General features: G+C 64.2%; 13 protein-coding genes. 12 read left to right on the forward strand and 1 reads right to left on the reverse strand.

Going from position 1 to position 13219, the window contains the following annotated elements; genetic code table 11:
• The first annotated feature begins 13 nt into the window (after positions 1-13).
• The 11 genes from ACQ4WO_RS15880 to ACQ4WO_RS15930 all read left to right on the forward strand — a co-directional run bounded on the left by ACQ4WO_RS15880 (position 14) and on the right by ACQ4WO_RS15930 (position 12524).
• The gene (locus tag ACQ4WO_RS15880; protein ID WP_436482276.1) at positions 14-871 is read left to right on the forward strand and encodes a hypothetical protein; all 858 of its coding nucleotides are present in this window, start codon (positions 14-16) and stop codon (positions 869-871) included.
• 1 nt (position 872) lies between these two features.
• Positions 873-2513, forward strand: coding sequence for a hypothetical protein (locus tag ACQ4WO_RS15885; protein ID WP_436482277.1), 1641 nt, complete (start codon positions 873-875; stop codon positions 2511-2513).
• Positions 2488-3399: a glycerophosphodiester phosphodiesterase gene (locus tag ACQ4WO_RS15890; RefSeq protein ID WP_436482278.1), complete on the forward strand. Its 912-nt coding sequence runs from the start codon at positions 2488-2490 to the stop codon at positions 3397-3399. Before ACQ4WO_RS15885 ends, ACQ4WO_RS15890 begins: the two co-directional genes overlap by 26 nt.
• 192 nt (positions 3400-3591) lie before the next feature.
• A complete protein-coding gene (locus tag ACQ4WO_RS15895; RefSeq protein WP_436482279.1) occupies positions 3592-4617 on the forward strand; it encodes a LacI family DNA-binding transcriptional regulator in 1026 nt (341 codons plus the stop codon).
• Positions 4617-6104: a sugar ABC transporter ATP-binding protein gene (locus ACQ4WO_RS15900; RefSeq protein WP_436482280.1), complete on the forward strand. Its 1488-nt coding sequence runs from the start codon at positions 4617-4619 to the stop codon at positions 6102-6104. The genes ACQ4WO_RS15895 and ACQ4WO_RS15900 overlap by 1 nt, the downstream gene beginning before the upstream one ends.
• A complete protein-coding gene (locus ACQ4WO_RS15905; protein ID WP_436482281.1) occupies positions 6085-7092 on the forward strand; it encodes an ABC transporter permease in 1008 nt (335 codons plus the stop codon). The genes ACQ4WO_RS15900 and ACQ4WO_RS15905 overlap by 20 nt, the downstream gene beginning before the upstream one ends.
• 88 nt (positions 7093-7180) lie before the next feature.
• On the forward strand, positions 7181-8116 hold the full coding sequence (locus tag ACQ4WO_RS15910; protein ID WP_436482366.1) for a substrate-binding domain-containing protein: 936 nt from the start codon (positions 7181-7183) through the stop codon (positions 8114-8116).
• 92 nt (positions 8117-8208) lie between these two features.
• A complete protein-coding gene (locus ACQ4WO_RS15915; RefSeq protein WP_436482282.1) occupies positions 8209-9261 on the forward strand; it encodes a sugar phosphate isomerase/epimerase family protein in 1053 nt (350 codons plus the stop codon).
• A 10-nt stretch (positions 9262-9271) separates the two neighbouring features.
• Complete coding sequence (locus ACQ4WO_RS15920) at positions 9272-10423, forward strand: Gfo/Idh/MocA family protein (RefSeq protein ID WP_436482283.1); 1152 nt, start codon at positions 9272-9274, stop codon at positions 10421-10423.
• 9 nt (positions 10424-10432) lie between these two features.
• Complete coding sequence (locus ACQ4WO_RS15925) at positions 10433-10729, forward strand: 2Fe-2S iron-sulfur cluster-binding protein (RefSeq protein WP_436482284.1); 297 nt, start codon at positions 10433-10435, stop codon at positions 10727-10729.
• 115 nt (positions 10730-10844) lie between these two features.
• Positions 10845-12524 (forward strand): BamB-related PQQ repeat family beta-propellar protein, encoded by a 1680-nt coding sequence (locus tag ACQ4WO_RS15930; RefSeq protein WP_436482285.1) that lies wholly within the window; start codon positions 10845-10847, stop codon positions 12522-12524.
• 18 nt (positions 12525-12542) lie between these two features.
• On the opposite strand, the gene ACQ4WO_RS15935 is transcribed toward ACQ4WO_RS15930, so the two are convergent.
• Positions 12543-12854, reverse strand: coding sequence for a hypothetical protein (locus ACQ4WO_RS15935; protein ID WP_046681950.1), 312 nt, complete (start codon positions 12852-12854; stop codon positions 12543-12545).
• Between the two features lie 92 nt (positions 12855-12946).
• Here ACQ4WO_RS15935 and ACQ4WO_RS15940 point away from each other — a divergent pair, with 92 nt between their 5' ends.
• On the forward strand, positions 12947-13216 hold the full coding sequence (locus ACQ4WO_RS15940; RefSeq protein WP_436482286.1) for a MoaD/ThiS family protein: 270 nt from the start codon (positions 12947-12949) through the stop codon (positions 13214-13216).
• Positions 13217-13219: the final 3 nt, after the last annotated feature.

Here is a 13219-nt window from a genome sequence, read left to right on the forward strand (position 1 = left end):
ATCGAGTATGACAATGTATAAGAATTTTGCATCCGCGCACTGGCGCAAATTGATCGCCGGCGTGGCCGCTGGCATCCTGTTGACGGGCTGCGCCATGACGCCGAACGGCCGTGGCGGCGTGTTGATGGGCCTCGATACGGCCGAGCTGTTCGGCACGCCGATTTCCACCTTCCGCCTGCGCGACGGCACGGAAGGGACCTTGCGCAAGGATCCGCAGGGCAAGTATTCGATCAAGCTGTCGCAGGCGTTTCGCGTCGTGCCGCTGGCCAACGCCATCACGGCCCGCGTGGCGCGCGTGGAAAACGTGGGCGAGCGCACCGTGGTGATCGTGGAAACCCAGGAGCGCGGCTGCGCCTACCGCTATGAAGTGCTGGCTTTCCAGGGCTCGGACGTGCTGCAGTGGACGGTCGGCAATTGCAAGGACCGCCCCCGCGCGGACTTGGCGGCCGATGGAAAATCGCTCAATATCGACTTCCCCAACTACAACCGCCTGTCGCGCATGATCTACACGGACAACCGCCTGCTCAACGCCAGCGTGGCCGTGCCGCCCGGTGTCGATACGCGCGCCCAGCCGTTTGCCGACGACGCCTTGCGCGGCATGGGTCCTGCCATCGCCACCACGCCCGGCAGCGATAGCGGCCGCGTGATCCCCGCGCCACCGGCCCCGGCATCGGCCCCGGCGCCTGCCGCCGCGCCGAAAGCGGCCAGCCGCGCCAGCGCCAAGGCGCGCCGCCAGGAGACCCCGGCCAGGGCGGCGGCACCCGCCGCCATCAGCCTGCCCGCGCAGCGTAGCGCTGCGCCTGCTCCGGCGGCGCCGATGATCTTCCAGGCTGAAGAGATCAAGCCCGTCGTCATCGATTTGAGGAAATAAGATGGCCGCGAGTTTGCGCAGTCTGCAGATCCGGCAGACCTTGATCCTGATCGTCCTGACGATCGTTTACCTGTGCTTCGAGCTGGGCTTCAATGCCCGTTTGCTCGACGTGGTGGGCGGCGACGTCAAGCCGCACGACGTGGAGGGTGTGGAATTCTATGGTCGCAGCCTGTCGGGCATCGCCGCCGCGCTGGTGGTGCTGCAGCTGATGTGGCGCCGCCGCCTGAAGAACAATGGCAGCGGCCCCAGCTGGAAAAAGATCATCTTTTGCTGCGTCGCCACGGCGGCGGTCGTGTTCGGCATTTTGAAAACGACGGTCACCATGCTGGTCGAAACGCGTGACGCGCAATTTCGCCGTCTGGCCTTCAACACGACCCTGATGCAGCGCTCGCTGGTCGGTGGCAGCCTGCAATTGCAGGGCCTGGTTGATGACGCCACCCTGTTTGCCAAGCCCGAAGGCAAGGCTTTTCTCGCGCTGTTCCCCTTCCTGGCCGTCTCGGTGGGCCACCTCGATGAGCGCATGGAGCCGGCCAAGGAACAGTTGATCAATTTCAACGTGCGCAAGATCGCTGGCGGCGCCGCCGGTTACTATGAAAAATACCAGCAGGCGATCGGCGAAGTGCGCGACAAGTGGAAACTGTATTCGGGCATCATTCCCGACGACGATGCGGGCTTGCGCCAGCAGCAGGAAACGGCGTGGAGCGATTACCGGCAAAGCCTGTCGCGCCACGGCTGGCAACCGCATTCCGTTCCGGCGCGGCGCAAGGCGGCTGTCGTCAACAATGTGCGTAAGAAAGTGCCCGTATCGGCCAACTGGCACCCTGCCGACCAATTGAGCTTCCGCGCCGCCGTCAAGCGCCGTTATGCGTCGGAAGCGGCCAGCAAGGGTTTGCATATCAAGGGCGACCGCATTCCGCCTGGCTTGTCTTTCCCCGCCTTCGTGGCGCGCCCCGGCATCCAGGCCGTCCTGCGCGACGGGCCGGATGGCGGCGATGGCAGCGAAGCGAGCAAGGGCTTGCGTTTGCCCAAGGGTGCCGTGGTGCAGGATGCGTATGCGAGCCCGGCCGAGTTCAGCCGCCTGTTCGATCAGTTCGCCGCGCGCCAGACGGCGGAAAAACTCGTGGAATACCGCGCCAGCCGCAACGATTTCGAAGTGGGCGGCAAGTACTTTGAAGAGGGCAAGGAAGCGGCGCGCGCGGCCATCGTGCCGCCCGTGGCCCTGTTCTTCTCCTTGCTGGGCGCCATCGGCCACTTCTCGAAATTGCTGTACCTGATCGCCACGGTGGGCTTGCTGGTGCTGGCGGCGCGCCGCGGCGAGCAGGCGGGCGCCGATGACCAGCTGAGCCGCCGTTCCGCCTGGATCGCCACGGGCGTGCTGGCTGGCGCCTTCCTGGGAACCTGGGGTATCTTTACCCTCTCGGACAATAATGTCACGAAGAGCGAGCTGTTCCGCCAGATGCTGGACTGGAACCGCCAGGCCGCCGACGACAGCACGCGCTGGCAAATCGCCGGCAAGGGCTTGCTGGCCAATATCACGCACGTCGTGGCGGTGGGGCAGGGCTACAGCTACCCCGTCAACGAAGCGATCCGCATCCACGTTTTGCAGGGAATTCACTATGGCTATCATCCGGGACAAAAATAAGGCGGCCGCACTGGCTTTGCTGCTTTCCATGGCCAGCACGGCCGTGCAAGCGGACTGCCTGGGCATGAAGGTGCATGCCCACCGTGGCGCCGGCAATGCGCCGGAAAACTCGCTGAGCGCGCTGCGCAACACGTATTTCGGCACCTGGGACGGCGTCGAGACGGATTTGCAGCTGCTCGGTGACGGCAGCTGGGTGGTGCACCACGACCTGTTGACGGGCAGAGTCGTCGACACGGGCTCGCCCCGTACCGTCAAGCAATTGACGGCCGACGACTGGCGCGCCGCCAGCATGAAGAACCGTGGCGTGGCCACGCCGGAAACGCCGCCTTTTGTGACCGACATCGCCGACCTGGCCACAGCTTTCCCAAGTAAAACCCTGAACGCGGAAATCAAGGATGTCGTGGGATCGTGCGCACCGATCGCCTCCCTGGTGGGGCAGTTGCGCGCGAACATCAAGCACGGCAACTGGTTCTTGACGTCGGGCGTGCCGAACAACCTCGCTTGCGCGCGCCGCGCCGATCCGCAGGGCTACCTGGGCTTGCTCGTGTTTGACGCGCGCAATGCGCAGGCGGCCGGCACGAACCGCGTCAGCCGCTATATCGCGAAAAATGCCCGCCCGCCCAAGCTGGACAAGCCTTGGCTGCAGCGCGTGCAGCAGCAGATCGGCATGCCCACGGGCGTGCATGTGGATGCGCGCAGCCTGGACGCCAATCCGAATTTGCTCAGCGACGCGGCCAGCCTGAACATGCCCGTCTTCGTGTATGCCATCGATGGCGATTCGGCCCTGGCCGCCTCCTTGCTGCGCGCCCAGCAGCGCAGCCACCGCTGGCCCAGCGGCGTCATCCTTGACGGCAATCCCGAGACGTTTTGCGCGATGATGCAGTAAGTTCTCCCCGATCTGCGATACGGCGGTTTTGCCATGCAGCAGAACGTCTTGCCGCCCCAGAAATAGCTTTTCCAATGGCCCGCACAGGGCCGTTTTTTGCCCATCTTTTGCGCATCGCAACATCGATAATGTTTGCATCGCGCGCGCGACTGGCTTATAAATGTAATCGATTACATTTTGTTGAAAAGCGCCATGCCAGCAGCCCTTCCTTCTCCTTTGCCGACAGAAACCGTCTCCATCAGCGCCGTCGCCGCGCATGCGGGCGTGTCGGTGGCCACTGTCTCGCGCGTGATGAACGAGCAGGCGGGAGTGCGGGCGCCCACGCGCGACAAGGTGCTCGCTTCCGTGGCGGCGCTCGGCTACCGCATGAACCACCTGGCGCGCAGCCTGCGTACGGCCGAGAGCCGCATGCTGCTCACCATGGTGCCCGACGTGGGTAACCCGTTCTATGCGCAGATCGTGCGCGGCATCGATACGGTGGCGCGCGAACACGGCTATTTCGTGCTGCTGTGCGACACGGGCGCCGACGCGGGCCGCGAGCGTTCCTACTTCGACCTGCTGCGCATGCACCGCGCCGACGGCGCCATCTGCCTCGATCCGGACACGGTGCAGCATGCCTTGTCGCATGAGTCCGTCACCCTGCCGTGGGTGGCCTGCTGCGAATTCGACCCCGCCGTGGCCGTGGCCTATGTCGGCATCGACAACCACCGGGCCGCTTCCGACGCCGTCGCGCATCTGCTGTCGCGCGGCCATACGCGCATCGGCCTGATCAATTCGGATGAGCGCTATCTGTACGCGCGGCAACGCCAGCAAGGCTACCTGGACACCCTGGCGGCGGCCGGCCTGCCCGTGCAGCCGCAGTGGGTGCACACGGTGCAAAGCCTCGATTACGAAGCGGGCACGGCCGCCACTTTGCGCATGATGGCGCAGCCCGACGCACCGACGGCCATCTTTGCCGTTTCCGACACCCTGGCCATTGGCGTGCTGAGCGCGCTGCGCCAGCTGAACAAGCGCGTGCCCGAGGACGTGGCCGTCATCGGCTTCGACGATATCGCCATCGCCGCGCAGATCGCCCCGGGCTTGACCACGATTGCCCAGCCGATGCGCGAACTGGGCGAGACGGCGGCCCGCTTGCTGCTGCAACGCTTGGCGGACCCGGCCGCGCAAGTGCCGGGTGTGCTGCTGCAACACCAATTAATTCTGCGAGGGAGTGCATAGTGAGCGTTGCCGTCGGTTTCGAGGGGGTCTGCAAGGATTTCGGCCCCGTGCGCGTCTTGCATGGCGTCAGTTTCAGCCTGTCGCCGGGACGCGTGTATGGCTTGCTCGGTGAAAATGGCGCCGGCAAGTCGACCCTGATGAAAATCCTTGCCGGCTACGAAGCCGTCAGCGAAGGCCAGCTGCTGATCGATGGCCAGCCCCAGCACTTTGCCAGTTCGCGCGCGGCGGAGAGTGCCGGCATCGTGCTGATCCACCAGGAATTCAACCTGGCCGAACACCTGACGGTGGCGCAAAACATGTTTTTGGGCCACGAAAAGACGCGCGGCTGGCTGCTCGACGAGGCCGCCATGAAGGAAGAAGCGTCGCGCTATTTGAAACAGGTGGGCCTGGACGTGTCGCCCGACACGAAAATCCGCGACCTGATCGTCGCCGAGAAGCAGCTGGTGGAAATCGCCAAGGCCCTGTCGCGTCGCGCCCGTTTCCTGATCATGGACGAGCCGACAGCCACCCTGACGTCGTCGGAAACGCAGCGCCTGTTCGCCGTGATGGCGCAGCTGAAAGCGGACGGCGTGACGATTTTGTATATCTCGCACAAGCTCGATGAAGTCGAGCGCAACACGGACGAGGTCATCGTCATGCGCGACGGGCGTTTTGTTACGCGCGAGCCGACGGCCAGCCTCACGCGCCAGCAGATGGCGAACCTGATGGTGGGGCGCGAATTGTCCGACATGTTCCCCCCGAAAGCAGCGCTGGCCGTTGATGCGCCCTTGCTGTTGAAAGTCGATGGCTTGTGCGTGCCCGGTTGGGCGAAAGAGCTGTCGTTCGAGGTGCGCGCCGGTGAAGTGCTGGGCTTTGCGGGCCTGGTGGGCGCGGGGCGCACGGAATCGTTCGAAGCCTTGCTGGGCTTGCGTCCGCGCAGCGCGGGCACGATCGAACTCAATGGCCGGCCCGTGGACATCCGTACCCCCAAGCAAGCCATGCAGCACGGCATGACCTATCTGAGCGAAGACCGCAAGGGCAAGGGCTTGCACGTGAACCTGGGCTTGCGCGAAAACCTCACGATGATGACGATGGAGCGCTATGCGAGGCCGTGGCTCGATGTGGCCGGGGAAAAGGCGGCGCTGGCCAAGGCCGTCGAGGATTTCAATATCCGCACGGGCGACCTGGACAGCCGCGCGCGCATGCTGTCCGGCGGCAACCAGCAAAAGCTGGCGCTGGCGAAATACCTGCATTCGGACCCGCGTGTCGTCGTGCTCGACGAGCCGAGCCGTGGCGTGGACGTGGGCGCCAAGCGCGACATTTACTTTTTGATACACCGCCTGGCCGCCGAAGGGCGCGCCGTAATCGTGATTTCATCCGAACTGATCGAATTGATTGGCCTGTGCCACCGGGTCGCCGTGATGCGCGCCGGCACCTTGCAAGCCACCCTGTCTGCTGACCACCTGACTGAAGAGGAGTTGATTGCCCATGCAACCGGTACGCACTGACACCACCGTATCCCCGCTTGCCAGCTTCGGCGCGCGCATCAAGGGCTTTGGCCCCGTGCTGGGCCTGTTATCTCTGTGCATCGCGGGAACCTTGCTCAACGGCGACTTCGCCACCGTGGACAACCTGATGAACGTGCTTACGCGCACGGCCTTCATCGGCATCATCGCCGTCGGCATGACCTTCGTAATTATTTCCGGCGGCATCGATTTATCGGTCGGCTCCATGGCGGCCCTGATCGCCGGCTGCATGATCTATTTCATGAATGCGCTGGCGCAAGGCGCGGGCGGCGATTTGGCGCCGATCACCATGCTGGTGCTGGGCATCGCCATGGCCCTGGTCCTGGGCGCCGGCTTTGGCCTGATGCATGGCTTGTTGATCAGCAAGGGCAATATCGAACCGTTCATCGTCACCCTGGGCACGCTAGGCATCTTCCGCGCCGTGCTGACTTACCTGGCTGATGGCGGCGCCCTGACCTTGGACGCCACCCTGTCCGAGCTGTACAGCCCCGTCTACTACACGAGCGTGCTGGGCGCGCCGATACCGATCTGGATTTTTCTGTTCGTTGCCGCGGCCGGCGCCATCATCCTCAACCGCACGACCTTTGGCCGCCACGTGCAAGCGATCGGGTCCAACGAGCAAGTGGCGCGCTATGCGGCCATCCATGTCGATAGAGTCAAGATTGCCACCTACATGCTGCTGGGTGTCTGCGTGGGCATCGCCACGGTACTGTACGTGCCGCGGCTGGGCTCGGCTACGCCGACGACGGGCTTGCTGTGGGAACTCGAAGCCATTGCCGCCGTCGTCGTGGGCGGCACCGCGCTGAAGGGGGGAGAGGGACGCATCGTCGGCACCGTGATCGGCGCCATCCTCTTGTCCGTGATCAGCAATATTTTGAATTTGACCAGCATCATCAGTGTCTACCTGAATGCCGCAGTGCAAGGCGTGGTGATCATCGCCGTCGCCTTCCTGCAGCGAGGCCGCAAATAAAAACATGGCGGCGTTCTGAAAGGGCAGCCAACGGGCGCCCACAACCTTGGAGGAGAGCAGCATGAAGAGCTTTATACGGGTAGCAGGGATGGCAGTGCTGGTGATGCAGGCGTGGGCGCTGCCGAGCGCACAGGCCGCTGAAAAGCTGGTGGTCGGCGTGGCCATCCCCACGGCCACGCACAGTTTTACGTCGGGCATCGTCTGGTGGGCGAACCAGGCCAAGGCGGAACTGGAAAAGGCCCATCCGGGGCTGAAAATCATCGTCAAGACGGCCGCCACGGCGCCCGAGCAGGCGAACCAGTTGCAGGACATGTTGACGGTGAACAAGATCAACACCCTGGTGATCTTCCCCATCGAATCGGCCTCGCTGACGCAGCCCGTCGCGCAAGTGAAAAACAAGGGCGTCTACGTCACCGTGGTCGACCGTGGCTTGACGAACACGCAGTCGCAGGATGCCTACATCGCCGGCGACAACACGGCCTTCGGCAAGCTGCCGGCCGAATACCTGGCGAAAAGCCTGAATGGCAAGGGCAATATCGTCGTGCTGCGCGGCATGCCGACCACCCTGGACAACGAGCGCTACGATGCCTTCAGTGCCGTCATGAAGAGCCATCCCGAGATCAAGATCTTGGATGCCAAGTATGGCAACTGGAACCGCGACGATGCCTTCAAGGTCATGCAGGATTACCTGACGCGCTTCAAGCAGATCGACGCCGTCTGGGCCGCCGATGACGACATGGCCATCGGCGTGCAAAAAGCCATCGCGCAAGCCAAGCGCACGGACATCAAGCAAGTGTTCGGCGGCGCGGGTGCGAAGGGCGCCGTGAAAAAGATCATGGACGGTTCCGACCCGCTGATCGTGGCCGATGTGTCCTACTCACCCAAGTTCATGTACGACGCCATCAAACTGACGACGGAAGCGCGCCTGAAAGGTGATAAATTGCCGGCCAACACGATCATCCCATCGGTGCTGATCACGCGCGAGAACGCCAAGCAGTTTTACTTTCCGAACTCGCCTTTTTAAATTCTGTGGTCAGCCCCCTCGCCCGCTAGCAATGGCCTGTGCGTTAGCGGCATTGAGGGGCTGACCCCGGCTTTATCTAACAGGATATTGACATGAAAACCATCCAGGGCCCGGCCATTTTCCTGGCCCAGTTTCTCGGCGATGAGCCACCGTTCGACTCGCTCGAGCACCTGGCTCAATGGGCGGCCGGCCTCGGTTACAAGGGCTTGCAACTGCCCACGGCACCGCGTCTGTTCGACCTGGAGCAGGCGGCGGCCAGCCAGCAGTACTGCGACGACGTGGTCGCCTTGCTGGCGCGCCACGGTTTGCAGGTGACGGAATTGTCGACGCATCTGCAGGGCCAGCTGATCGCCGTGCATCCCGCTTACGACGCGCTGTTCGACGGCTTTGCGCCCGAGCACGTGCGTGGCGACTCGGCTGCGCGCACGGCCTGGGCCTCGCAGCAACTGCTGTGGGCGGCTACCGCCTCGCAGCGCCTGGGTTTGACGGCGCACGTGACGTTTTCCGGCGCGCTGGCCTGGCCGTATCTGTACCCGTGGCCGCAGCGCCCGGCCGGCCTGGTGGAAACGGCGTTCGCGGAACTGGCGAAACGCTGGCTGCCCATCCTCGATGCCTTCGATGCCGCTGGCGTGGACGTCTGCTATGAACTGCATCCGGGCGAGGATTTACATGACGGCGTGACCTTCGAGCGCTTTCTTGCCGCCGTCAACGACCACCCGCGCGCGTCGATCTTGTACGACCCCAGCCACTTCGTGCTGCAGCAGCTCGACTATCTCGCCTTTATCGACATTTATCACGCGCGCATCAAGGCGTTTCACGTCAAGGATGCGGAATTCCGGCCGAACGGACGCCAGGGCGTGTATGGCGGCTATGCCGACTGGCAAGACCGGGCCGGGCGCTTCCGCTCGCTGGGCGACGGGCAGATCGATTTCAAGGCGATTTTCTCGAAGATGGCGCAGTACGATTTCCCGGGCTGGGCCGTGCTGGAATGGGAATGCTGCCTGAAACATCCGGAGGATGGCGCGGCCGAAGGGGCGCGTTTCATCCGCGAGCACATCATCCATGTGGCCGAACGCGCGTTCGACGATTTTGCCGGCAGCGCTGTTGACCAGGATCAAATCCATCACTTGCTTGGCTTGAAATAAGGAAAACGACATGCAGCGACGCTTACGGCTGGGTATGGTAGGGGGCGGGCAGGGCGCATTCATCGGCGCCGTGCACCGCATCGCGGCACGCATCGACGACCAGTACGAACTGGTGGCGGGCGCCTTGTCGTCCGACCCGGACCGTGCGCGCGACAGCGGCGCCGCGCTGCACCTGGCGCCGGACCGCTGCTACAGCGATTACCGCGCCATGGCGCAGGCGGAGGCCGCCAGGGTGGACGGTATCGAGGCCGTGGCCATCGTCACGCCCAATCATTTGCATGCACCGGTCGCCACGGCGTTCATGGAAGCGGGCATCCACGTGATTTGCGACAAGCCGCTGGGCATTTCTCTGGCGGAAGGGCAAAAGCTGGCGGCGCTGGCCGAACAGAAAAATCTGCTGTTTGCGCTCACGCATACCTACAGCGGCTACCCGCTGCTGCGCCATGCGAAAGCGATGGTCGAGGCGGGCGATATCGGCGAACTGCGCCTCGTGCAAGTCGAGTATTCGCAGGATTGGCTGGCCGATGCGATTGCGGCGGGCGGCATGAACGAAGGCAACTGGCATAACGACCCGCAGAAAGCCGGACCCGGCGGCACCCTGCTCGACGTGGGGCTGCATGCGTATCACCTGGCGCAATTCGTCAGCGGATTGACGCCGCAGGCCGTGCTGGCGGAACTGTCGACTTTTGTACCGAACCGCACGCTGGACGACCACGTGCAGGTGATGCTGCGCTATGCGAATGGAGCCAAGGGTACGTTGTGGGCCAGCCAGGTGGCGACCGGTTGCGAAAACACGGTGCGTCTGCGCCTGTTCGGCAGCAAGGCGCAGCTGGACTTCGACCAGGAGAAACCGAACGAATTGTGGTGTACCCCGCAGGGCGGCAACCGCCAGCTGCTGCGTCCGGGGCGGGTCGACAGCGCCGCCGCGCGCCATGCCACGCGCGTGCCGGCCGGCCATCCGGAGGGTTATCTGGAAGCGTTCGCCCAGCTGTACCTGGATGCGGCCCTGGCCATCCGCGCGCTGCAAGCGGGCTTGCCCGTACCCAGGGAAGCGAGCTGGTTGCCGACGGTGGCCGATGGCGTGGCGGGTCTGGCCTTTGCCGAGGCCGTGCTGCGCAGCCATGCGGCGGGCGCCAGCTGGACGGCGCTGGCGGACTGTTAAACTGGGCGCATGAGCGCGCCCCTGACCACTTTTACCATCACCATCGTTCCGCAAGGCTGGCAATTCCCGGCAGAGGCTGGCACCACCGTGCTGGCTGCCGCCGAGCTGGCCGGTATCCGCCTGCTCAGTTCCTGCCGTAACGGCACTTGCCGTACCTGCCTATGCCATATGCCGGCGGGCCAGGTGCGCTACACGGTGGACTGGCCAGGCATCAGTCCCGATGAACGGCTCGACGGCTACATCTTGCCTTGCGTGGCCGTGGCCGAAAGCGATCTCACGGTACAGGCGCGGGCCGTGCGCAAGTAAAGTGTTGCCGTGAGTATCTGTTAGATTTAACAATGTTTCCCATGTTATAACGTTCAGTCAAGGTTTCCAGCACACCTCCATTGGGGAGGAAATGAAACCTCAACATGGATATTGCATGCGTACATTATTCCCTTCGTTGTGGCAGGCCGCCGCATTGCCGCTGGCTATCATGACTACCTTGTCCGCCTGTGGCGGCGGTTCCGGCAGTGCCGTTGGCGTGCCGCCTGGCTTGCAGGAAAAACCCGGCATGATACTGTCGGCAGTGAGCGGCAGTTGCACGGCCCAGCCTGGCGCCACCTGCGATGACATCCGCGTGACCGTGCGCCTGGCCGATGGCGTGACCGATGCGCGTCCCCAGCCGCATGAACAACCGGCCAGCGGCACGGCTAGTGTGCTGCAGATGGCCGACCGCCAGAAGCAGGCCGATGGCAGCTGGCTGCTGACGTTCAAGGCGCTGCCGAACCTGGCACCCGGCGTGTACACGGGCAAGATCGAGCTGGCCCTGCCTGCCACAGTGGGCCTCTACAAGACGGAAAGCATGGATTACAAGGTCACTGTCGCGCCGCTCGCCGGCAGCATGGGCGCGTTGCAGGCCTTGCCCGGCGTGGGCGACTGGGAAGGCGTGAATGGCAATGCCGCGCATACGGGCCTGGTGCCGGTCACCCTCGATAGCGGCCGCTTCACGCGGCGCTGGACCTGGCTGGGCCCCACTTCCCCGCGCGGTTTCGTCGGCAGTCCCGTGGTGTCTGCCAACGGCCTCGTGTATGTCAGCCAGCAGTCCGCCGCGCCGGTGGAAGGCAGCAGCACCAAATATGTGACCACCTCGACCGTGACGGCGCTCAGCGAGAGCGACAGCCAGGTGCGCTGGACCCAGTCGCTCACCTCGGAGGGCTATCTGGGCGCGCCGGCCGTTGCGGGCGGCAAGCTGGCCATGGCCGGCAGCGATACCGTGTATGTTTTCGATGCGCTCGCTGGCGGCGCGCCGCTCGGCGTGCGTCCGCCGAATACGAACGGCGCACTGCTGGGCGTTTCCCTGGCGACGGCGCCCACCTTTTCTGGCGGTAATGTCTACGTGGGCGGCAATAACGATGTCAGCGGCATCGATGCGGCGGGGGGCCAGACGCGCTGGTCTGCCAGCCTCGGCTTGCCCAAGCTGGGCAATGTCAATGACTGGACCCCCGCCGTCAGTGGGGGCACGGTGTACAGCCATGCGGCAGGGACATTGACGGCGTTCAATATCGCCGATGGCACGGCCCGTTTCAGCGTGGCGGTGCCGGGACAGGTGTTGGGCGGACTCAACAAGAGCAGCCTGCGCCAGGCGCCCGTACTGGCCGATGCCGGCAGCGTGCTGGTGCTCAATCAGCGGCCGCCGGCCGGCGAGGCGGCGAATAACAGCCTGAGCCTGGTTGACGTGGATAGCCGCGCCGTGCGCTGGACGGTGCAGGGACAGTTCAGCACGCAGCCGGTGGTGGCGCAGGGCATCGTGTACGTGGGCAACCAGGCCAGCCGGTCGCTCGAAGCGCGCCAGCTTGGCGATGGCGCGCTCCTGTGGCGCTGGCCCCTCGATACGGCTCTCGATGAGTACTTTGGCGGCGATCTGATCGTCACAGGCAATCTGCTGTTTGTTGGCGGGCGCAACAATACCTATGCGATCGACCTGGCCAGCCGCAAGGCCGTCTGGACCTACCGCATGGGCGGCAGCCTGGCGCTGTCGCGTCATGGCGTGCTGTACATCCGCCAGAGCACGGATTTGCCCGGCAGCAGCATGGTCTTGACCGCCATCAACCTGCAATAGCGGCTTGCCGCGCGGCGGCTAGGGCTTGCCCGGGCTTTTGAGCCGCTGCAGCAGCGCATCCACGCTGTCGCTCACGGGCAAGCCGTGGCGGCGCAGCAGTTGCACGTGCAAGACGAGGTTTTCCAGCACCAGCTTGGCCGCCACGGCCAGCAGGGCCAGGTTGCGGTCTTCCGGGCTGAAACTTTCCATGGCGTCGGCCATCTCGCACAGGTGGTTGGCGATCAGCCCGCGCAATTCCTGCTCGTTGAAGGGCAGGTCGGCAAAATCGATGGGATCGGCCACCTCCACTTCCTGCATCAGCACCGCTAGTTCTTCCGGGGTAATCGTCATGCCTGGCCTCCTTGTGTGCTTGCCGCTATTTTAATTGTATTGGCCGCAAAGCGGACTAGAATGAGTCGAGGCCGACGACGTCGAAGGGCAGCATGGCGCATTTGCATTTTACGCAACAACTGGCACGCTACCTCGACGTCCCCACGGTGGACGTCGATGCACCACGCCTGCGCGCCGCCCTCGATGCCGCGTTTGCGCAGCAGCCGCGCCTGCGCGGTTATGTGCTCGACGAGCAGGGCGCCTTGCGTCCGAACGTGGTGATCTTCATCGACGGCGTGCGCTGCCGCGAGCGGCGCGTGCTCGACGACGCCTTGCTGCCCGACAGCCAGGTGTATATCTTGCAGGCACTTTCCGGAGGTTAAGCA

Source organism: Janthinobacterium aestuarii (genome assembly GCF_051380835.1).
GTDB lineage: Bacteria > Pseudomonadota > Gammaproteobacteria > Burkholderiales > Burkholderiaceae_D > Janthinobacterium > Janthinobacterium aestuarii.